A 19,599-nucleotide genomic window follows, 5' to 3' on the forward strand; every position below is an offset into this window, starting at 1 on the left:
AGGGCTAATGATCGTGCGATGAGTGGATCAGTGACCGCTCGTCGAACGGATCAGACCGACGACGACGCCTTCGAGTGCGAACTCGTCGGGGGAAACGTCGATCGGCGCGTAGTCAGGGTTTTCGGCGAGCAGCCTGACCCGGCCTTCGCGCAAGAAGAGGCGCTTGACCGTGACATCGTCGCCGATCCGGGCGACGACGATCTGGCCGTCGCGCGCGCTCTCGGTGCGGTGGACGGCGATCAGATCACCGTCGAGGATGCCGACGTCGCGCATCGACAGACCGCGCACGCGGAGCAGGTAGTCGGCGCGTTCGGCGAACATCCCTGGGTCGAGCTTGAACCTCGCCTCGATGTGTTCGCTGGCGAGGATGGGGCTGCCGGCTGCGACGCGGCCGATCACCGGAAGACCGGAGTCTTCGAGCAGGCGAATGCCGCGGGCGCGGCCTTCCTCTATTTCGATCACGCCCTTTTTTTCGAGCGCACGCAGGTGCGCTTCGGCCGCGTTCGGCGAACGAAAGCCGAAGGCCTGGCAGATTTCGGCGCGGGTGGGCGGTCGGCCATCGTGTTCCAGCGTGTCGCGGATCAGCGCGAGGATTTCGGCCTGGCGGCCGGTCAGGGATGTGCTCATGGCTATATTTTTGTACAGCTCGCCGTTTGCCGCAAGCGCGACGTGCGCTAAGGGACCAGAACCGCAGCTCCCTGGAGACGGCCCGCACGCAGCTGTTGCAGCGCATCGTTGGCATGGCTCAGCGGGAATGCGGTCGTATGGGTTTGCGGAGGATGGCGGGCGATGTCGGCGAAAAAGCCGTCGCCGTCTGCGCGGGTCAGGTTGGCGACCGAGCGGATCTGCCGTTCGCCCCACAACCACGCGTAGGGGAAAGAGGGGATCTCGCTCATGTGGATTCCCGCGCAGACGACGCATCCGCCCTTGCCGACCGCGCGCAGCGCCGCCGGGACGAGAGCGCCGACAGGCGCGAAGATCAGTGCGGCATCGAGCTCCGCGGGGGATGGTCCGCTTGAGCTGCCCGCCCAGGTGGCGCCCAGGCTCAGCGCGAAGGCCTGGCTCGCGTGGTCGTCGGCGCGGGTGAAGGCATAGACTTCGCGGCCTTCGTCGCGCGCCACTTGCGCAACGATGTGCGCGGCGGCGCCAAAGCCGAACAGGCCGATCCGGCGCGCCTCTCCGGCAAAGCGCAAGGCCCGGTAGCCAATCAGGCCGGCGCACAGCAGCGGGGCAAGGCTCACCGGATCGGCTTCGTCGGGCAGCGCAAAGCAGTAACGCGCATCGGCGATGCAGTGGCTCGCATAGCCTCCGTCGATCTGGCAACCGGTAAATCGCGCCTCGTTGCAGAGGTTTTCGCGGCCGCTGAGGCAGAAGCGGCATTTCCCGCAGGTCCAGCCCAGCCAGGGCACTCCGACTCTCTGGCCGACCGTGAAGCCCGAGTTTGGGCTGCAGGATTCGACTCGGGCAACGATCTCGTGGCCCGGGATGATCGGATAGCGCGCGCCAGACAATTCGCCGTCGACGAGATGAAGATCGGTACGGCAGACTCCGCATGCCTCGACGCGCAGAAGCAGCTCGCCGGGGCCCGGGGCCGGCAGCGGCGCTTCGATTGCGATCAGCGCTTCGTGTGGTGCGGCAAGGCACATCGCCTGCAACGAGTTCATTGCCTTTCCCCCTTTCGTCTTGTCCCGGCCAAGCCTCTGAGCTACTAATGCTAGAGGATAGTGCGGGGTCGCACAGGAGGTCCACGATGGAGTCCGCCGTTAGCAAGCTCGCAGTTCCGGTAGAATCAGAACTGCAACCGCCGGTCGGGCCTCTACCCCCCGGTTCTCCGGCGCCAGGTTTCGTTTTGCCCGACGCGGACATGGACAGCTTCGATTTGGGCGTGGAGGCTTCACAGCACATCATCGTGCTTTGCTTCTACCCCCGGGATGGGGCGCCGGTCTGCACTCGCCAGGCGATCGAATTCAGCGATCACGATCAGGCTTTCTCTGATCAGGGAGCGATCGTGGTCGGAGTCAGCCCGGATGACTGCCTGACCCATGCCGCCTTTCGCGACGAGCATGGGCTGTCGATCCGGCTGCTCTCGGATGAAGATGGAGAAGTCAGCCGCCTTTATGGAGTCTGGGAGCAGGGAGAAGGGGGACGGGCGCGAGTCCGGCGGGCGGTTTTTGTGATCGACCGTCAATGCCATATCCAGCAGGCCTATCTGGATATCAACGCACACGGTTTTGCGACCGAAGTGCTCAAACAAATCAGGAAACTAGCAAGGAAACCTCATGGAAATCGTCAAGAACACGGTCGTGACGCTTAACTACACGGTCCGCGACCCGGACGGCAATGTGATCGACGACGGCGCGAATCCTCTCGTCTATCTGCACGGCGGCTACGACGCGATCTTCCCTCTTCTCGAAGAGGCGCTGCACGGCAAAGATGTCGGCGAAAAGCTGACGGTCAAGCTGCAACCGGAAGATGCGTTCGGTGACTACGACGAGAAGCTGGTCATGATCGAGCCGGCGGATCTGTTCCCGGACAACATCGAAATCGGCATGGCTTTCGAGCGCGTTGGCGAGGAAGAGGGCGAAGAGGACATGCTTTTCCGCGTCACCGACATCGCCGAAGGCAAGGTCGTTGTCGATGGCAATCACCCGCTTGCTGGCACCGCTCTGGTGTTCGACGTCGAAGTGGCCGAGGTTCGTCAGGCGAGCGCCGAAGAACTCGAGCACGGTCATGTGCATGGCCAGGGTGGCCATCACCACTGAGTCGGACTTGCTCCATGAAAAACGGCACCGCGCGCGGTGCCGTTTTTTTTAGATCGATTCGATCGTTCAGAGCGAATAGCCGAGCAGGCGGGCGATGCCCGAATCGTGGCTCGGCCGCGTGATCGCTTCGCGGGTCAGAGCCGACATCGGGATCTTGATCTTGTCGTTCTCAAACCAACGCTTGTAGATCGCGTTGATTTCACCGCTAGCAAACACCGAGGCCAGGGTCTTGTCGGTGAGCTCGCGCAGCGCCTTGTCGCCTTTGCGCATCATGATCGCATAGGGGCCGACCGACAGGCCGTCACCGACGATCGCAAACTGTTTGCCGTCGGGCAGGGTAGAGAGTAAGCCGGCGATCAGCACATCATCTCCGGCGAAGGCCTGGGCCTTGCCTGCCTGCAGAGCCTTGACCGACTCCGTATTGGTCGGAAAGTACACCAAGTTGATGTTGCGGATCTCGCTGGCGCGCAGCTGGGTGAAGAGCTTCTCGGCGGTCGTGCCGCGGGTCAGCGCGATCGTCTTGCCCGCCAGGCTTGCGGGGGTGGTGATTCCCGACCCGACCCGTGCCGCCAGTTTGATCGAGGATACGAAGGTCGAGTAGCTGAAGTCGACCTTCTCCGTTCTCGCCTTGGTGTTGGTCGTCGATCCGCATTCGAGATCGATCGTGCCGTTTTGCAGCTTCGGAATTCTGTCCTCGGCGCTGACCGGAACATAGCTGACCTTGAGGTCGCCGAGTTTGAGTTCCTTGCGGATCTGGGTGAGCACTTTCTGGCACAGATCCACGGTGTAGCCGGCGGGCTGCTTCTGCTCGTCGAAGAAGGAGAAGGGACGGGCTCCGCTGCGGATGCCGACGTTGATCGTGTGAGTTTGGCGAATCTTCTCCAGCGTGTCGGGTTGGGCGCTGGCGACGGTCAGCGGAAGGGCTGCGAGCAGCGCAGCGCAGAGTGCGTGATGAAGAGTATTTAGGGTCATTTTCAGCCAATCGGGGACGAATGCATGACGGATTATGCCACCGGAATCGTATGCGTTCGGGATGGGGGCAAGGGGCGAGGCAAGGGCGCTGTTCGGACGGAGCCGCGTCTGGATCAGGCTGCGATACCGGCGTTGGCCCTTGCACCCGCGGAAAGTGGGAGCGCGGTCGCGGCCACTTTCCGCAGCGATCAGATCGAGTAGCCGATCAGGCGCGCGATTCCAGCGTCTTCGCTGGGACGGGTGATCGCGTCACGCGTCAGCGCGGACATCGGGACCCTGATCTGGGCCGTGTCGAACCAGCGCTTGTAGAGCGTGTTGATCTCGCCGCTCGCGTAGACCGAAGCCAGAGTCTTGTCGATGATGCCGAGCAGCTGCTTGTCGCCCTTGCGCGTCATGATCGCGAGCGGTTCGACCGACAGGCTGTCGCCGACGATTGCGAACTTCCCGCCGTCGGCGAGGGTCGATTGCAGGCCGGAGAGCAGCACGTCATCCTCGGCGAAGGCCTGGACTTTGCCTGCCTGCAGGGCCTTCATGGCTTCCGTGTTGGTCGGGAAGATCTGCAGCTTCATGCTGCTGACTTCAGCGTTATGAATCTGCGTGAAGATCTTCTCCGAGGTCGAGCCACGGGTCAGGGCAACGGTCTTTCCCGCCAGCGTCGCGGGCGAGGAGATCCCGGAGCCCACGCGGGTGGCCAGCTTGATCCCGGCCACGAAGATCGTGTAGCTGAAATCAACCTTCTCCTGCCTGGCCTTGGTGTTGGTCGTCGTGCCGCACTCCAGATCGATCGTGCCGTTCTGCAGCTTGGCGATCCGGTCGGTCGCGGAAACCGGCACATAGCTCACCTTGAGGTCGGCCAGTTTCAGCTCCTTGCGGACCTGGGCGACCACTTTCTGGCACAGATCCACGGTGTAGCCGGCGGGCTGGTTCTGCTCGTTCAGATAGGAGAAGGGTCGGGCTCCGGTGCGGTGACCGATCGTGATCGTGTGGGTCTGGCGGATCTTCTCCAGCGTGTTCGGAGCAGCGCAGAGAGCGGGAAGGGGGAGAGTGGCCACGGAGGCCGCCGCGCAGAGCGCGAGAATGTTCTTATTCGTCATATTCAAACAAAAAAATGCCTCGACAGGGGGGAGGAGGCGGGTTCAGGGGGAGCGGTATGATAGACGATTATGGTGGTAATTTCACTGGGCGAAACAAGGTTTCATGATCCGGCTTGACGTGGATCGAAGATGTGGGGCTGCGCCCAGCCCCACTCCTGCTCAGATCGAATAGCCGAGCAGTCGCGCGATTCCCGGGTCGCGGCTGGGACGCGTGACCGCATCGCGGAGCAGTGCGGACATCGGCAGTTTCACCTTGTCGGTGGCGAACCAGCGCTTGTAGATCGTGTTGATCTCGCCGCTCGAATACACCGCCGTCAGAGCCCGGTCGACAGCGCTGCGCAGGCGGGTGTCGCCCTTGCGCATCATGATCGCGTAGGGCTCGATCGACAGGTAGTCGCCGACGACCGCGAACTTCCCGCCACCGCCCTGGGTGCTCAGCAGGCCGGCGAGCAGAACGTCGTCCTGGGCAAAGGCCTGAACCTTGCCGGCGAGCAAGGCCTTCATCGCGTCGGTGTTGTTCGGGAAGAGTTGGAGCTTCATGCTGTGGATTTCCGAGTCACGCAGCTGGGTGAAGAGTTTTTCCGAGGTCGTCCCCCTGGACAGAGCGACGGTTTTTCCCGCCAGCGTCGCGGGTTGCGCGATGCCTGAATCCACCCGGGTCGCGATCTTCATGCCGGCGATGAAGATCGTGTAGCTGAAGTCGACCTTCTCCTGCCTCACCTTGGTGTTGGTTGTCGAGCCGCACTCGAGATCGATCGTGCCGTCGAGCAGTTTCGGGATCCGCTCGGCGCCCGAAACCGTCACGGTGTTCACCTTGAGGTCTGTGATCTTCAGCTCCTTCGCGATCTGTTCGACCGCTTTGAGACACAGATCCACCGAGTAGCCGACCGGCTTTTTCTGCTCGTCGAGATACGAGAAAGGGCGCGCCGCATCGCGCGTCCCCAGCGTGATCTGATGAGTCTGGCGAATCTTCTCCAGCGTGTCCGGCGTCGCCGCCACTGCGCCGAGCGAAGGGAGGATGAGCGCGGCGGCAAGAGCGAACGCGCCTGGTTTGAAGGTCTTTTTCATGTTCAGCAGCCCCAAAAAAACAGATCCGCCCCAAGCCGGAACGGGAGGGGCGGATTTCGGAGCCAATATGATAACGGATTGTTGCCTCCTGCCTCGTCAGCCGAAGCGCAGCTTCATGACCAGGATGAACAGCGCCAGCGCGAGCGTGATCGCATTGGCGACGATGACCGGAGTCGAGGCGATCAGGATTCCGTAGCCGAGCCAGCCTGCCACGCCGGAGATGAAGATTGCGTACATGCCCAGCGAGACTCCGTGCGCCGAGCGCGTTTTCCAGGTCAGCCAGGCCTGGGGGACGAAGGAGATCGTGGTCAGCGTCGCGGCGCAGTAGCCCAGCAAGTCGATTTCGAAGGGTGTCATCGTGGAGATTTCCCGGTCGAGGAGGGGGGATAGTTCGTTTTGAGCATGTCCAGAAATGCGCGCGCGGCATGGGACAGATAACCGTCGCGCAGCCAGACGAAAGCGAGCCGCCAAGCGATTCGCGGTTCGCTCAGGGGGATCCAGCCGAAGCGCTCTCGGCTCAGTCGCTCGCACAGCGGGCGGGGCAGGAAAGCGAGGCCGACACGCGCAGCGACCAGCTCGGCCATGAAATCCCATTGTCCGCTTCGGGCTGCAATCTTGGCTTCGAATCCCGCTTCGCGGCAGGCCGACAGGATCCGGTCGGCAAGCGCAAAGCCGCCCGTGTAGAGCACCAGCGGTTCGCCGTTGAGCTCGCCTATCCTGACATCGGGTTTGTCCAGCCAATGCGTTCCGGCGGGCGCGAGCAGGCACAGGTCGGCATTCGCGAATTCCTGCGCGGCCAGCTCGCTGTGCGAAGTCGGCAGCACGGTGACCGCGAGTTCGATCGCGCCGGACAGCACGCCGTCCTCCAAGCTCAGCGCGCCGTCCTCGCTGACCGCGAGCGAGATTCCCGGATAGCGGGCGCGGAATTCCTGAACCAGCGGGGCGAGAAAAGCGACGCCGACCATGGGCGGAAAACCCAGGCGCAGCTCCCCATGCTGCAGCGCGCCCAGCGCGTCGAGCTCGTCGTGCATCAGCCCGATTCCTGCGAGCAGGCGCTGGCCGTGCTCGAAGACGACCCGCCCTGCGTCGGTCAAGGCGATCGTCCTCCCCGAGCGGATCAGCAAGGGCTGGCCCAGTTCGGTTTCAAGGGCGCGGATCATCTTGCTGATCGCCGGTTGCGTCACATGCATCGCTTCGGCGGCGCGGGTGAAACCGCGCTGGCGGACAACTTCGACGAAGTAACGAAGAGAGCGGATTTCCATGCCAGAATGGAATGGATCGTATGGAAAGAATTCATTTTACGCATCTTGAACAGTTCTCTACAGTCATCGCTTCACTGTCCGGGGTTCAAACGTGGAGAAAAGATTGATCGATGGGCTGGCGGGCTTTGCCCGCACGGTCCTGCAGGTGCTGCTGCTGACAGCGCTGTGGTGGGGGGCGGACTGGGTCGCCCGGCGTTGGTTCCCTGAACTGCCGGGAAGCGTATTCGGCCTTTTCCTGGCCGTGATCCTGCTCGGCTGCGGCATCCTGCCGCGTTCCTGGGTCGAGCACGGCGCACGCTGGCTGCTCGCTGAAATGCTGCTGTTCTTCATTCCGTCGGTGGTCGCGATCATCAAATACCCGGCCCTGGTTCGCGATTACGGTCTGCAGGTCATGTTGATCGTCGTGTTCGGGACTCTGCTGGTCATGGTCGTCACCGCGGTCGCGGTCGATCTGGCGATGCGCGTCGAAGCGCGTTTTCGCAAGGAGGAGCTATGAAATTTCTTCTCTCGGCGACGTTCTGGCTCGCCGCCACTGTTCTGCTCTATTTCCTTGTTCGCTGGCTGCATCGCCGTTGGCCGAGGATCTGGTTCTCGCCGCTGATCCTCGTGCCCGGCCTGCTGATCAGCGCCCTGCTGCTGATCCATGTGCCCTACACGACCTATGCGCTGCGCAGCCACTGGCTCAGCATGATGCTGGGTCCGGCGGTCGTCGCGTTTGCGCTGCCCATCCATGAGCACAGGCGGGTCATCGCTCGCCACTGGTTCGCGCTGACAGTCGGTGTCATCGTCGGCATGGCGACCGCTTTCGCGAGCGCTCTGGCGATGGCTCACGTTTTCAATCTGCCGGTGGCCTTGTCGAACGCGCTCGCGGTGCGCTCGATCAGCACGCCATTCGCGATCGTCGCGGCGCCCGAGCTGGGTGGTACGGCCGATCTCGCAGCGGTCTTTGTCGTGCTGACTGGCGTCGTCGGGATGGTGATCGGGGATGTGTTGTTGCGCTGGCTTCCGGTGCGCAGTGTCGTCGCGCGTGGAGCGCTGTTCGGCGCTGCCGCGCACGCGGTCGGGACCGTGACCGCGCACCGGCGTGACGTTCAGGAAGGCGTCGTCGCGAGTCTGACGATGATCCTGTCCGGCATCGCGATGGTGCTGCTCTCGCCGGTGCTCGCGAGCTTCATCGCGCGCTGAGCGGGTGGGAGCGGATTCGCTCCCCCGCTTTTTTGAAATTCAGAGGCCGGCGAGCTGACGGGCCCGGGCGAGGTAGATCGCACCGTCGGGGGCGCGGCGCTCGCGCTGCGCGGTCCAGACCGTCTCGGCCAGCGCTTCGAGCAGATCGTGCTGCGCCGCATGGCGTTCGCCATAGCGCACGCAGGCCGCATCGAACAGTGCGCGGATGCCGGGCGGCTGATCGATAGACAGCTGTTCCTCGATTGCGAGGTGCAGCGACAGGTGAAGGAAGGGGTTGATCTGTCCGTCTTCGGGCGGGAATTCCCGTTCGACCGAATCCTTGGCTTCGAGCAGCGCGTGGTACTCGGGGTGATGCGCGATGATGTCGGCGGCCATCGCTTCGAGCGGCGTCAGCAGTTCGCGGCGCCCGAGTTTGCCCCAGGCGTCGATGAAGAAGAGTCTGGTCTGATCGCGCGTTGGATTGAACATATTTTCAGTCGGTCTTGTCGCGGAACGCGCACAGATCGCGCAGACAGCACTCCCCGCAGCGAGGCTTGCGGGCCGTGCAGACGTAGCGGCCATGCAGGATCAGCCAGTGGTGGGCGTTGAGCAAATATTGACGCGGGACGCGCTTGTAGAGTGCGGCTTCGACTTCCTGGACGTCCTTGCCGGGGGCCAGCCCGGTCCGGTTCGCAAGCCGGAACACATGGGTGTCGACGGCGATCGTCGGTTCGCGGAAAAGCGTGTTCAGCACGACGTTTGCGGTCTTGCGTCCGACTCCGGGAAGCGCTTCGAGCGCAGCCCTGTCGCGCGGGACTTCACCGTCGTGGCGCTCGATCAGGATTCGCGCGAGCTGCGCGAGGTTGCGGGCCTTGTTCCGGTAGAGGCCGATCGTTTTGATCTCTTCGCTGATCCGCTCTTCGCCGAGCCGCACCATCGCTTCGGCGTCGGGAGCGAGCGCGAAGAGGCGCCGGGTCGCGACGTTCACGCTCTTGTCGGTCGCCTGGGCCGAGAGCATCACCGCAGCCAGAAGCTGGAAGCCGCTGCCGTATTCAAGCTCGGTCTTCGGCTCCGGATTCGCTTCAGAGAGCCGCCGGAAGAACTCGCGGATCTCGGTGCTGTTCATGCGCGGGCGGTCTGAGTCGGCAGCGCGGCCGCCTTGGCCTTGTTGTGCGCTTCAAGCCAGTTTCTCGCAGCGATCAGGCAACCCAGCGAGATGAAAGCGCCAGGAGGCAGGATTTCGATCAGGAAACCCGGATAGCTTGCCGGCAGCACATGCAAGGCATGGGCGGACGGGATCAGCATCTCGATGCCCGAGAACAGCGTGCCCTGGCCGATGATCTCGCGGAAGGAGCCGAGCACGCCCAGCACCAGCACGAGGCCCAGGCCCATCGCCGCGCCATCGAGCGTCGAGCCGATCACGCCGTTCTTGGCTGCGAAAGCTTCGACCCGGGCCAGCACGATGCAGTTCGTGACGATCAACGGGATGAAGATGCCCAGCACCAGGTAGAGCGAGTGCAGGTAGGCGTTGAACGCCAGATCGATCACGGTCACCAGCGCCGCGATGATCAGGATGAAGACCGGAATGCGGATCTCGTAGGGCACCAGGTTGCGCAGCGACGAGGCGACGAGATTCGAGAGGGCCATGACCAGCGCTGTCGCGAGCCCCAGGCTGACCGCATTGACGACCGATGTCGAAATCGCGAGGATCGGGCACATGCCCAGGATCTGCACGAGGCCGGAGTTCTGTTTCCAGACCCCGTTGAAGAGGATTTTGCGCAGGTGTTGAGTGTCCATGGCGGCCTCAGCGAGCGGGCGCGAAGAGTTCTTCGCGGTGGGTGGCAACATAGCGGGCGACCCGGCCGACGGCCCGGGTCACGGCACGGGCCGAGATCGTCGCGCCGGTGTGGTAGTCGATATCTCCACCGTCCTTGCGCACTTGCCAGCTCGATTCCGGAGCGTCTACCGAGCGGGTTTCAAATTGACGGATCCACGGGCGGCCCACCGACTTGTCCTTTTTGGGGTCGATGTAATCGCCCAGACCAGGCGTCTCGTGGTGTTCGGTCGCCCGCACGCCGCGGATGCGGCCGTCGGCGCCGATCGCGACGATCAGTGCGATGGTGCCGCCGTAGCCGTCCGGGGCCGCCGCTTCGAGCACCAGCGCTTCGTTCTGTCCGCCGCGGCGGGCACGCCAGACCGTGCTGGCAGGTGTCACGCCCAGTCCGGCCGAAGCCGGCACCGTCAGCGTGTCGTGGAGCAGGTCGTTGTCGTAGAGGGAGCGCGGCAGGATCTGGTCGATCAGCAGCAGCTTTTCGGCTTCGGCGCTCTTCGCGATCTTCTCGTGGGTCAAGAGATAGGTGCCCGCCATCAAGGCTGTGAAGACCAGCGTGAAGGCGAGCATCGCAACTGCCGAGCGGATAGTGAGTCCGCGTGCTGTCGGTTGGGACATCGGAGAATTCATTGTCGGGAGGATGGGTCGTTTGCCGAAGGCGGCGGGAGTTGCAACTGGACCGAGTCGATCAGCGCCTGGGCATCCAGACGCGAGAGCAGCGGGGCGAGCGCGGTGTCGAGGTAGCTGCGAATCGTGTCGACGGTGACCTGGGTCGCGCGCTCGATCTCGATATTGACGCGGTCCCCTGCCTTCTTCAGCTCGAAGGTCGTCATCCGCAGAGTCTCGGGGATCAGCCAGACTTCGAAAGTGCCCGCCTTGCGGTCGACGTTCGAGACGGTCAGGCTGGTGCCGTTGATCGCGATATAGCCCTTCGAGAAGATGTACGGAGTCAGCTCGGGGCCGACCGAGAAGAGCATCCGGACGTTGTTCTCGGGTGTCTCGATCGCGGTGATGATGGCTGTGCCGTCGACGTGGCCGGACAGCGGGTGACCGCCGATCTCGGCGCCATCGCGGGCGGCGCGTTCGACATTGACCTCGTCGCCGGCTTCGAACTCGGCCAGCGTCGTCCGCGCGAGGCTCTCCAGCATCACATCGAAGCGCGCCTGGTCTGGCAAGCGCGTGGTCACGGTCAGGCAGACGCCATCGACCGCGACGCTGGCGCCGATTTCCAGGCCTTCATCGAAGTCTGCGGGGAAGGCGAGTTCCAGCGTGACGAGACCGCTGCGCCGCTCCATGGCCTGGATCCGCGCGCGTCCTTTGACGATTCCGGTAAACATTCTGATCTCCTCGTCTGGGTCAGGATTTCTTGTGGCCGAACACGGGCGGCTGGGTCTTCATGTCGATCAGCGGCACGCACAGATTCATCAGCAGAGTCGCAAAGGCGACTCCGTCCGGGTAGGCGCCCCAAGTCCGGATGATCCAGGTCATCAGCGCAGCTCCGGCCGCGAAGAGCAGCTTGCCGCGCGGCGTTGTCGCGCCCGAGACCGGATCGGTCAGGATGAAGAAGGCGCCAAGCAAGGCTCCGCCCGATGCGACGTGAAACCACGGCGTCGCAAAGCTCTGCGGGTTTGCGAGCCAGGCGATCGCCGAGATGGCGGCCAGAACGCCGAGGAAGGCGACCGGGATGTGCCAGGTTATGATTCGGCGGGCCAGCAGGTAGAGGCCGCCGGCGAGGTAGGCGAGTGAAATCCATTCCCAGCCGCGACCGCCCAGCACGCCGAAGGCGTGCCCCTTGAGCACGCTCGCGACGCTCGCCCCGGCGCCGTGCAGGCCGGTGCGCAGAGCGTCCAGAGGCGTCGCCGACGTGATCGCATCGACGACGCGATCGCTGCCAAAGATCAGGCCCAGCTGGGTTGCCGCGTCGAGCTGGCCGCTGCCTGGCCACTGCGACATCAGCGCTGGGAAGCTGACGATCATCAGCGCATAGGCGACCATCGCCGGATTGAAGGGGTTCTGACCCAGACCGCCATAGAGGTGCTTCGCGATCACGATCGCCAGCACCGTCGCCGTGAACACGAGCCACCACGGAGCGATGGGCGGGAAGGCGAGGCCGATCAGCACCGCGCTCACGAGCGCAGACAGATCGCCGAGGAAGAGGGCGCGGGGTTTGCCGAGAATCGTCAGCATCACCCATTCGGCCACCAGCGCGGCAGTCGAGGCGATCAGCACCTGAACCAGTACGCCGATCCCGAAGAGCCAGACATAGACGGCGAGGGCGGGCAGCAGCGCCAGCAGCACTTCGCCCATGACGCGGCGCACGCTGGTGGGGCGGCGAAGGAAGGGGGAGTTGATCATTCTGTCGGTCTCGAATCTTCAGGGGCGACGGGCGTTTCGGCGGCCGGGCTTGCGGGAGTACTCGCCGCGCGCTGAGCCTGGGCGCGGGCGAGCGCGGCAGCCACCAGGGCTTTCGGGTCATCGGAAGGCGAGACGGCTGCCTCGGCCGCGGCGCGGCTGGCCGCAGTCTTCGCAGCCAGGCGGGCGGCCTTCTCCTCTTTTTCGCGCTCGATGCGGTCATTGCGCGCTTCAAAACGGCCGCGGGCGGAGTCGGACGCATTCTTCTGGCGTTCGCTGGCCCAGATCTCGCTCTTCGCGAAGCGGTAGTAGTCGACGAGCGGGATGTGCGATGGGCAGACGTAGGCGCAGCAACCGCATTCGATGCAATCGAACAGGTGGTACTCCTGGGCCCTGCCGAAATCGTGGGCGCGGGCGTTCCAGTACAGCTCGAAAGGCTGAAGATCGGCCGGGCAGGCGCGGGCGCACTCGCCGCAGCGGATGCAGGGCATTTCGGGCTCGGGTGCCGGGAAGAGCGAGGGGCTTCCGACCAGGATGCAGTTCGCGGCCTTGACGACGGGAACGTCGTAGGCGGGCATCCTCAACCCCATCATCGGGCCGCCCATGATGAAGCGGTCGGTGTCCGGCTTGATGCCCGAGAGCCGGGCGACGAAATCCATAGGTGTGCCGAACAGCACTTCGTAGTTGCGGGCGTGTTCGACGTTGCCGGCGACGGTCACGATCCGCGAGATCAGCGGCTCGCCGCGTTCGATCGCATCGGCGATCGCGGCCGCGGTGCCGGTGTTGAAGCACTGCACGCCGAAGTCGGTCGACCGGCGGCCGTGCGGGACTTCGATGCCGGTCAATACGCGGATCAGCTGCTTGGCGCCGCCTGCCGGGTAGCGGGTCGGTACCGGAACGACGGTGATCGTGGCATCGCCGCTCGCTTCGACGGCATGGCGCATCGCCGCGATCGCTTCGGGCTTGTTGTCCTCGATGCCGATCAGAACCTGGCGGGCGTTGAGGATCTTTGCCATGATCGCCGCGCCGCGCACGACCCGCTCGCCCCTCTCCTGCATCAGGCGATCGTCGCAGGTGATGAACGGCTCGCACTCGGCGCCGTTGATGACCAGAGTGGCCAGCCCCTCCTTGCTGCCCTTGAGCTTCAGGTGGCTGGGGAAGACCGCTCCGCCCAGGCCCACCACGCCCATGTCGCGCAGCGCATCGCGGACGGCATCGGCGCTCATGTCCTGCCAGGGAATCGGCTGTTTCTCGCACCATTCTTCCTGCCCGTCCGGCGCGATGACGACCGAGAGCGTCGAGAGGCCCGACGAGTGCGCCATCTGACGCGGCTCGACCGCAACGACCGTGCCTGAAGTCGGCGCGTGGACGGCGCTGGAAACCGTGCCTTCCGCGGCGCCGATGCGCTGGCCCTTGAGCACCCTCTGGCCAGCTTCGACGAGCGGATAGGGCGTGCCGCCGACGGCCTGGTGCAGCGGGACGATCAATTGTTCGGGCAGCGGGGCGCGGACGATCGCATCGCCTGCGGATTCGGCCTTGTGATAGGGCGGCTTGACCCCGCCGTGGAAGGAGAAGAGATTTCGCATCAGGCAGCCGTCTTGATCGTGAACGTCGGGTAACGCCACTTCCAGTTTTCCAGAGTCTCGGGAAGCGCTTCCATCGTGATGCAGTCGACCGGACAGGGCGCGATGCAGAGCTCGCAGCCCGTGCACAGCGCCGGTGCGACCGTGTGCAACTGTTTTGCCGCGCCGATGATCGCATCGACCGGACAGGCCTGCAGGCACAGCGTGCAGCCTATGCAGGTGTTTTCGTCGATCAGAGCGACCGACTTGGGTTTGATCGTGCCGTTCTCGGCGTTCAGCGGTTTCGCTTCGCGGCCCAGCAACTCGGCGAGCTTGCGGATGCCGTCCTCGCCACCGGGCGGGCACTGGTTGATGTCCGCTTCGCCGCTGGCGATCGCGGTCGCATAGGGTTTGCAGCCGGGAAAGCCGCACTGGCCGCACTGGGTCTGGGGCAGGATCGCGTCGATCTTTTCGACGAGCGGGTCACCTTCGACCCGGAACTTGACCGCGGCGAAGCCGAGCGCGGCGCCGATGGCGATTGCCAGAGCGGCCATGATCAGAAGAGCTGTCAGCATGGCGTTTTCTTACTTGAACTTGTCGAGGCCGGCGAAGCCCATGAACGCGAGGCTCATCAGGCCTGCCGTGACCATTGCGATCGCCGTGCCCTTGAAAAAGCGCGGAACGTCGGCCCCGGCGAGCCGTTCGCGGATGCCGGCGAACAGGACCAGGGCGAGACTGAAACCGACCGAGCTGCCGAAGCCGAACACCAGCGATTCGAGCAGATTCTGGCCCAGCGCGACCGACAGCAACGGGATGCCCAGCACCGCGCAGTTGGTCGTGATCAGCGGCAGATAGATGCCCAGAACCTGGTAGAGATCGGGGCTGGTCTTCTGTACGACCAGTTCGGTGAACTGGACGATCGCAGCGATCACGACGATGAAGGCGAGCGTGCGCAGATAGATCACGCCGAAGGGGATCAGCAGGTAGTGGTCGATCAGGTAGCTCGTGCCGCAGCCCAGGGTCAGCACGAAAGTGGTCGCTGCGCCCATGCCGATCGCCGCGTCGAGTTTCTTCGAGACGCCGAAGAAAGGACACATGCCCAGGATACGGACGAGGACGACGTTGTTGACGAGGACTGCGCCGGTGAGAAGAAGCAGGTAGTGAATCATGCGGGTTCCGGGGAAGACCGCCCGGCTTGGAGCGGGGCAAAGATTATCGGTACGGAGTCGGACGGACTCAAGCGTTTATCGCCGTCAGGCCTGGGCGACGAAGCGATTTGTTGCGTCAATCGCCTCGCCGACCAGGCCCGGGCCGCGGAAAATCATGCCCGTATAGATCTGAACCAGCGCGGCGCCCGCTTCGAGTTTGGCGAGCGCGCCCGCTCCGCTCATCACGCCGCCGACGCCGATGATCGGCAATTCCGAGGCGAGCAGCTTCGCGAGTTGGGCGATGACTTCGGTTGAACGGGCGGCGAGCGGCGCGCCCGAGAGGCCCCCCGCTTCGCTTGCATGGGGCTGGCCAGCAACCGCGTCGCGAGCGAGCGTCGTGTTCGTCGCGATCACCGCATCGATGCGGTGGCGGCGCAGCGCTCCGGCGATGTCGGCGAGCTGATCGTCTTCGACGTCGGGGGCGATCTTCAGCGCCAGTGGGACATAGCGACCGTGTGCATCGGCGAGCCTCGCCTGGCTCGCCTTGAGCCGGCCGAGCAGGTCGTCGAGTTCCGATGCGCCCTGGAGCTGGCGCAGGTTCTTCGTGTTCGGCGAAGAGATGTTGATCGCGACATAGCTTGCATGCGGATAGACTTTTTCGAGGCAGGCGAGGTAGTCGTCGGCAGCTTTGTCGATTGGTGTATCGAAGTTCTTGCCGATATTGATGCCCAGCACCCCCTTGAACTTCGCGGCGCGCACGTTCGCGATCAGGTTGTCTACGCCGTCGTTGTTGAAGCCCATCCGGTTGATGATGGCTTCGGCGCGGGGCAGCCGGAACATCCGGGGTTTGGGATTGCCCGGCTGGGGACGCGGCGTGACCGTGCCGATCTCGATGTGGCCGAAGCCGAAAGCGGCGAGAGCGTCGATCGCCAGTCCGTTCTTGTCGAGACCGGCGGCCAGACCTATCCGGTTCGGAAAAGAGAGGCCCATCACTTCGACGGGAGAGTCGGCGCGGCGGCAGGCCGCCGGCAGACAGCCTCCGAAGTTGTGCAGGCTGCGTATCGTCAGCTCGTGAGCCGTTTCCGGGTCGAGCGTGAACAGGGCTGGGCGGATCAGCGAATACAGGGACATGGCGCGGATTGTATCGTGTCTGCGCGGCTTGGGCTGTTCAGACGCCCCGGTGGAGTGAGTGGGGTTGATTCTCGATGCCGGAGCGCAGCGCAGAATGTGGCGCACTTTCAGAACCCGAAAGGAAAACCTCATGCACTGTCGATCAAGGTTTCTTTCACACCTGGTGGGCGGGCTGCTTGCCGCTCTGCTGATCGCGCCGGTGGCGCTCGCAGCAGAAGAGGATCTGCCCTCCGGCGACATCTGGCTCCAGCACGTCAGCCGCGACCTTCTGCCCTTCTGGTCGTCGAGCGATGCGCTGGGCTCCCCGGTTGGCGAGTTCCCGACCTTTCGCTGCAATGACGGCAAGCTCTTCGATGCGCATTCGCCCTGTCCGGAACTTGCGAATCCGCCCGACTGGATCAAACCCGAGATCGGCCGTGACTACCTCAGAATGAGGGCGCGCCAGACCTACGCCTACGGAGTCGCTTTTCACCTGACCGGAGATCCGCGCTGGCTGGAGGCGGCGCGCGCCGGCGCCCGCTCCACGCTGCGCTCGCTCGACCCCGAGCGGGGCGCCCCGGCCTGGATCAAGGAAGGCAGCGCGGCGAGCTTCGAAGAGACGACGGCTCAGGATCAGTCCTATGCCGTCGTCGGCATCGCGATGCTCTACTACCTGACCCGCGATCCCGAACTGGAGAAGGCGCTCGTCGCGCACGAGAAGTTCATCTTCAAGGCTTTCTGGGATGGCCAGCAGCTGCGCTGGCTGCCCAACGGGGTCGCCGGCGACGAAGGGGCGCGCCAGGAGCTCGTTGCCCAGCTCGACCAGCTCAACGCCTATATGCTGCTCGTGGCGCCTTATCTGCCGGCCGCCGAGCGCGTCCACTGGCAGACCGACATTCGCCGGCTCTGCGACGTGATCGTCAAGCGCTACCACGATCCGCAGAGCGGCTATTTCTTCGGGACCCGCGGCACGCCGGGCAGCGAGAAGCCCGGTTCGCGACACAACGATTTCGGCCACACGATCAAGTCCTACTGGATGCTGACCCTGGCCGGTCGCGAGCTCGGAGATCAGAAGCTCGAAGCCTTTGCAAAGGAGGGCGCGCGCAAGGTGCTGGAGCGCGCCTGGGTTGCACAAACCCGCAGCTGGGGTTCGCAGTGGACCAGGAACGGCATCGATGAAAACAAGCAGTGGTGGATTTACGCCGAACTGGACCAGATGGCGACGACATTGGCGCTCGAGGATGCCGGACAGGCCTATCGCCTGGCCGGCAGTTGGGATTTCTGGCTCAAGCACCTGGTCGATCACCAGAGCGGCGAAGTCTGGGGCTGGGTTCAGGCCGATGGCTGGGTGCCGCCTGACATGTTGAAGATCCACCAGTGGAAGAGCGGCTACCACTCCTTTGAGCACGCGCTGGTCAGCTACCTGGGAGCCCAGGCTCTGGCTGGCAGGCCGGCCAAGCTGTACTTTGCGACCGGCCACACCGATGCGCTGTTCCGCCCTTATGTGCTGCCTGGCAGTGTTACCGGCATCGAGAGCAAAGGCCGCTACGAGACCGTCACTTTCCGCCTGCCGCGTCCGGAGCGCTGAACGCCGCGAGCCCGGGTGACGGCTCGATGTGTGTCGTCACCTTGGCGCCGGGCAGTTCGAGGGCGATCGCCGCCTCGACTTCGTCGGCGAGCTGGTGGGCCCGCGCAACGCTCCAGTCGGGCGGAACGAGCAGTTCGACCTGGACGAAGCGGCGCTGTGCGGCGCGCCGGGTTAGCAGATTTTGCCAGCGAGTCTCGCCAAAGCTTGCCAGCACGGCCTTCACCTGTTCGATCTCGGCCTCGCTCATCGCTTCGTCCATCAGGCCGCCGACCGCATCGCGCATCAAGAGCCAGCCTTCTTTCAGGATGTGTGCGGCGACCAGCAGCGCGATCAGCGGGTCCAGCCACAGTTCGCCGGTCAGCGGCACGAGCAGCACGCCGATGATGACGCCGACCGTGGTCCAGACATCGGTCATCAGGTGTCGGGCGTCGGCGTCGAGCGCGATCGCGCCCAGCCGGCGCGACGCGTGCGCGAGCGTGCGGGCGGTCACGAAGTTGATTGCGGTGCTGGCGAGCGAGAAAGCGATGCCTTCGCCGACGTCTTCGAGCGGCAGGGGATGGATCAGACGGGGGATCGCCGTCGCGGCGATCGCCAGAGCGGCGACGAAGATCAGGGTGCCTTCGAAGCCGCTCGAAAAGTATTCGGCCTTGCTGTGCCCCCAGGGGTGGCGCTCATCGGCGGGGGTTCGTGCGATCAGCAGCATCCACAGCGCGAAGCAGGCGCCGGCGAGGTTGACCAGCGATTCCATCGCGTCCGAGAGCAGCCCCACCGATCCAGTGATCCACCACGCGAAGGTCTTCAGACCTATGGTCAGCAGCGATGCGGCAATCGATATCCACGCGTAATGGTGGGCTGCCAGCCTGGGTTTGCCGGCGGCGCCCATCTATTCGCGTCCGAGGGCGGCGCGCTCGCGTTCGACGCGCAGGATGTAGCGGTTGATCGTGTTCTCGATCGAGCCGGTGAGGCCGATGAACTGACAGCCTGCGCGCACCACTTCGACGCCGTTGCGCTGGGTCACGCGGAACAGGTTGCGCACGCGCAAAGTCGTGCTGATCGGAGCCGAATCGGGAAGCTCGATCCGGCAGTCGGGGAATTCTGCGTCGATGTCCATCGAGAGCTCGGCGGGGGGGGCGACGATCGAAAGCCCGCCACCCGAGATGTCGACGACCCGTGCTTCGACCCACCGCGTTTTGCCCTCGGGCAGGGCCTGTGGGATCAGGCAGCGCAGCGCATGGGCGACCGGCGCGATCAGCCGGAAATACTCGCGACGCTGTAGGCGCAGCAGAGTCTCCGGAATCTCCGCCGAGTAGGCGAGGCCCCCCTTGAACTCGGTGAGGGTCAGCGCTTTGACTTCGAACTGGATCTTGACGTTATCGAGCTGGGTGATGCAGATGCAGCTCTTCGCGCCCAGCAGTCTGGCTGAGAGATCCGAATCGCCGACTGCGTCGAGAACGAAAGTGTCGGCGCTGTCGGAGACCTCGATCAGAGAGCTCAGACCGAAATCGCCCGAGCGGTTCGGGTAGATCGAAATCAGCGCTTTCTGGCTCGCGAGCTGACGCAGCAGCTGGCGGATTTCCCTGCCGTTGTGGACCAGGAACTGGCTGTAGTGGTCGGCCTCAAGAAGTTCGAACCGGATATTCGACAGAGAGTTCACTTCCAAGGCTCATGCGAGGATAACAGGGGCAC

At 64.3% G+C, this 19,599-nt stretch carries 24 protein-coding genes; 5 read left to right on the forward strand and 19 right to left on the reverse strand.

All coding sequences use genetic code 11. The features are described 5' to 3' along the window. Nucleotides 1–27: 27 nt before the first annotated feature. Complete coding sequence (gene lexA / locus ACHFB9_RS07245) at nt 28–627, reverse strand: transcriptional repressor LexA (RefSeq protein WP_417070669.1); 600 nt, start codon at nt 625–627, stop codon at nt 28–30. A 47-nt stretch (nt 628–674) separates the two neighbouring features. After that, nucleotides 675–1,664 carry a zinc-dependent alcohol dehydrogenase family protein gene (locus ACHFB9_RS07250; RefSeq protein ID WP_417070671.1) on the reverse strand — a complete coding sequence of 330 codons (990 nt, stop codon included), beginning with the start codon at nt 1,662–1,664 and terminating at the stop codon, nt 675–677. A gap of 200 nt (nt 1,665–1,864) precedes the next feature. On the opposite strand from ACHFB9_RS07250, the gene ACHFB9_RS07255 reads away from it, so the two are divergent. Next, nucleotides 1,865–2,314: a peroxiredoxin gene (locus tag ACHFB9_RS07255; protein ID WP_417070673.1), complete on the forward strand. Its 450-nt coding sequence runs from the start codon at nt 1,865–1,867 to the stop codon at nt 2,312–2,314. Continuing rightward, nucleotides 2,280–2,762 carry an FKBP-type peptidyl-prolyl cis-trans isomerase gene (locus ACHFB9_RS07260; RefSeq protein WP_417070675.1) on the forward strand — a complete coding sequence of 161 codons (483 nt, stop codon included), beginning with the start codon at nt 2,280–2,282 and terminating at the stop codon, nt 2,760–2,762. The genes ACHFB9_RS07255 and ACHFB9_RS07260 overlap by 35 nt, the downstream gene beginning before the upstream one ends. Nucleotides 2,763–2,828: 66 nt before the next feature. On the opposite strand, the gene ACHFB9_RS07265 is transcribed toward ACHFB9_RS07260, so the two are convergent. From ACHFB9_RS07265 to ACHFB9_RS07285, 5 genes are all read right to left on the reverse strand, one after another. Beyond that, nucleotides 2,829–3,734 carry an amino acid ABC transporter substrate-binding protein gene (locus ACHFB9_RS07265; protein ID WP_417070676.1) on the reverse strand — a complete coding sequence of 302 codons (906 nt, stop codon included), beginning with the start codon at nt 3,732–3,734 and terminating at the stop codon, nt 2,829–2,831. A 188-nt stretch (nt 3,735–3,922) separates the two neighbouring features. Beyond that, the gene (locus ACHFB9_RS07270) at nt 3,923–4,786 is read right to left on the reverse strand and encodes an amino acid ABC transporter substrate-binding protein (protein WP_417070678.1); all 864 of its coding nucleotides are present in this window, start codon (nt 4,784–4,786) and stop codon (nt 3,923–3,925) included. Nucleotides 4,787–4,987: 201 nt separating this feature from the next. Beyond that, the gene (locus tag ACHFB9_RS07275) at nt 4,988–5,896 is read right to left on the reverse strand and encodes an amino acid ABC transporter substrate-binding protein (protein WP_417070680.1); all 909 of its coding nucleotides are present in this window, start codon (nt 5,894–5,896) and stop codon (nt 4,988–4,990) included. A gap of 96 nt (nt 5,897–5,992) precedes the next feature. Then, nucleotides 5,993–6,253, reverse strand: coding sequence for a SemiSWEET transporter (locus ACHFB9_RS07280; RefSeq protein ID WP_417070682.1), 261 nt, complete (start codon nt 6,251–6,253; stop codon nt 5,993–5,995). Further along, nucleotides 6,250–7,158: a LysR family transcriptional regulator gene (locus tag ACHFB9_RS07285; protein WP_417070684.1), complete on the reverse strand. Its 909-nt coding sequence runs from the start codon at nt 7,156–7,158 to the stop codon at nt 6,250–6,252. The genes ACHFB9_RS07280 and ACHFB9_RS07285 overlap by 4 nt, the downstream gene beginning before the upstream one ends. Before the next feature lie 91 nt (nt 7,159–7,249). Here ACHFB9_RS07285 and ACHFB9_RS07290 point away from each other — a divergent pair, with 91 nt between their 5' ends. Both ACHFB9_RS07290 and ACHFB9_RS07295 read left to right on the forward strand, forming a co-directional pair. Further along, nucleotides 7,250–7,654, forward strand: coding sequence for a CidA/LrgA family protein (locus ACHFB9_RS07290; protein ID WP_417070686.1), 405 nt, complete (start codon nt 7,250–7,252; stop codon nt 7,652–7,654). After that, nucleotides 7,651–8,343: an LrgB family protein gene (locus tag ACHFB9_RS07295; RefSeq protein ID WP_417070688.1), complete on the forward strand. Its 693-nt coding sequence runs from the start codon at nt 7,651–7,653 to the stop codon at nt 8,341–8,343. Before ACHFB9_RS07290 ends, ACHFB9_RS07295 begins: the two co-directional genes overlap by 4 nt. Before the next feature lie 39 nt (nt 8,344–8,382). Here the strand turns inward: ACHFB9_RS07295 and ACHFB9_RS07300 are convergent, their stop codons facing one another. The 10 genes from ACHFB9_RS07300 to ACHFB9_RS07345 form a co-directional block, all read right to left on the reverse strand. Then, nucleotides 8,383–8,811: a DUF1841 family protein gene (locus ACHFB9_RS07300; protein WP_417070689.1), complete on the reverse strand. Its 429-nt coding sequence runs from the start codon at nt 8,809–8,811 to the stop codon at nt 8,383–8,385. Between the two features lie 4 nt (nt 8,812–8,815). After that, complete coding sequence (gene nth / locus ACHFB9_RS07305) at nt 8,816–9,448, reverse strand: endonuclease III (RefSeq protein WP_417070691.1); 633 nt, start codon at nt 9,446–9,448, stop codon at nt 8,816–8,818. Further along, the gene (gene rsxE, locus ACHFB9_RS07310; protein ID WP_417070693.1) at nt 9,445–10,119 is read right to left on the reverse strand and encodes an electron transport complex subunit RsxE; all 675 of its coding nucleotides are present in this window, start codon (nt 10,117–10,119) and stop codon (nt 9,445–9,447) included. The genes nth and rsxE overlap by 4 nt, the downstream gene beginning before the upstream one ends. Nucleotides 10,120–10,126: 7 nt before the next feature. Next, nucleotides 10,127–10,771, reverse strand: coding sequence for an electron transport complex subunit RsxG (rsxG, locus tag ACHFB9_RS07315; protein ID WP_417070695.1), 645 nt, complete (start codon nt 10,769–10,771; stop codon nt 10,127–10,129). Nucleotides 10,772–10,779: 8 nt separating this feature from the next. After that, the gene (locus tag ACHFB9_RS07320; RefSeq protein WP_417070697.1) at nt 10,780–11,490 is read right to left on the reverse strand and encodes a riboflavin synthase subunit alpha; all 711 of its coding nucleotides are present in this window, start codon (nt 11,488–11,490) and stop codon (nt 10,780–10,782) included. A 19-nt stretch (nt 11,491–11,509) separates the two neighbouring features. After that, entirely contained in the window at nt 11,510–12,508 is a 999-nt protein-coding gene (locus ACHFB9_RS07325; RefSeq protein WP_417070699.1) for an RnfABCDGE type electron transport complex subunit D, read from the reverse strand. Then, nucleotides 12,505–14,094, reverse strand: a complete 1,590-nt coding sequence (rsxC, locus tag ACHFB9_RS07330; protein ID WP_417071347.1) for an electron transport complex subunit RsxC — start codon at nt 14,092–14,094, stop codon at nt 12,505–12,507. Before rsxC ends, ACHFB9_RS07325 begins: the two co-directional genes overlap by 4 nt. Beyond that, a complete protein-coding gene (rsxB, locus tag ACHFB9_RS07335; protein WP_417070701.1) occupies nt 14,091–14,642 on the reverse strand; it encodes an electron transport complex subunit RsxB in 552 nt (183 codons plus the stop codon). The genes rsxC and rsxB overlap by 4 nt, the downstream gene beginning before the upstream one ends. Before the next feature lie 9 nt (nt 14,643–14,651). Then, nucleotides 14,652–15,236 (reverse strand): electron transport complex subunit RsxA, encoded by a 585-nt coding sequence (gene rsxA, locus ACHFB9_RS07340; protein ID WP_417070703.1) that lies wholly within the window; start codon nt 15,234–15,236, stop codon nt 14,652–14,654. A gap of 84 nt (nt 15,237–15,320) precedes the next feature. Continuing rightward, entirely contained in the window at nt 15,321–16,346 is a 1,026-nt protein-coding gene (locus ACHFB9_RS07345; protein WP_417070705.1) for a quinone-dependent dihydroorotate dehydrogenase, read from the reverse strand. 130 nt (nt 16,347–16,476) lie between these two features. Here ACHFB9_RS07345 and ACHFB9_RS07350 point away from each other — a divergent pair, with 130 nt between their 5' ends. Next, entirely contained in the window at nt 16,477–17,913 is a 1,437-nt protein-coding gene (locus ACHFB9_RS07350) for a hypothetical protein (RefSeq protein WP_417070707.1), read from the forward strand. On the opposite strand, the gene ACHFB9_RS07355 is transcribed toward ACHFB9_RS07350, so the two are convergent. Further along, on the reverse strand, nt 17,882–18,796 hold the full coding sequence (locus tag ACHFB9_RS07355) for a cation diffusion facilitator family transporter (protein WP_417070709.1): 915 nt from the start codon (nt 18,794–18,796) through the stop codon (nt 17,882–17,884). The genes ACHFB9_RS07350 and ACHFB9_RS07355 overlap by 32 nt on opposite strands. Further along, complete coding sequence (locus ACHFB9_RS07360; RefSeq protein ID WP_417070711.1) at nt 18,797–19,567, reverse strand: flagellar brake protein; 771 nt, start codon at nt 19,565–19,567, stop codon at nt 18,797–18,799. Nucleotides 19,568–19,599: the final 32 nt, after the last annotated feature.

The sequence above is a fragment of the Niveibacterium terrae genome (assembly GCF_048213115.1).
Lineage (GTDB): Bacteria > Pseudomonadota > Gammaproteobacteria > Burkholderiales > Rhodocyclaceae > Niveibacterium > Niveibacterium terrae.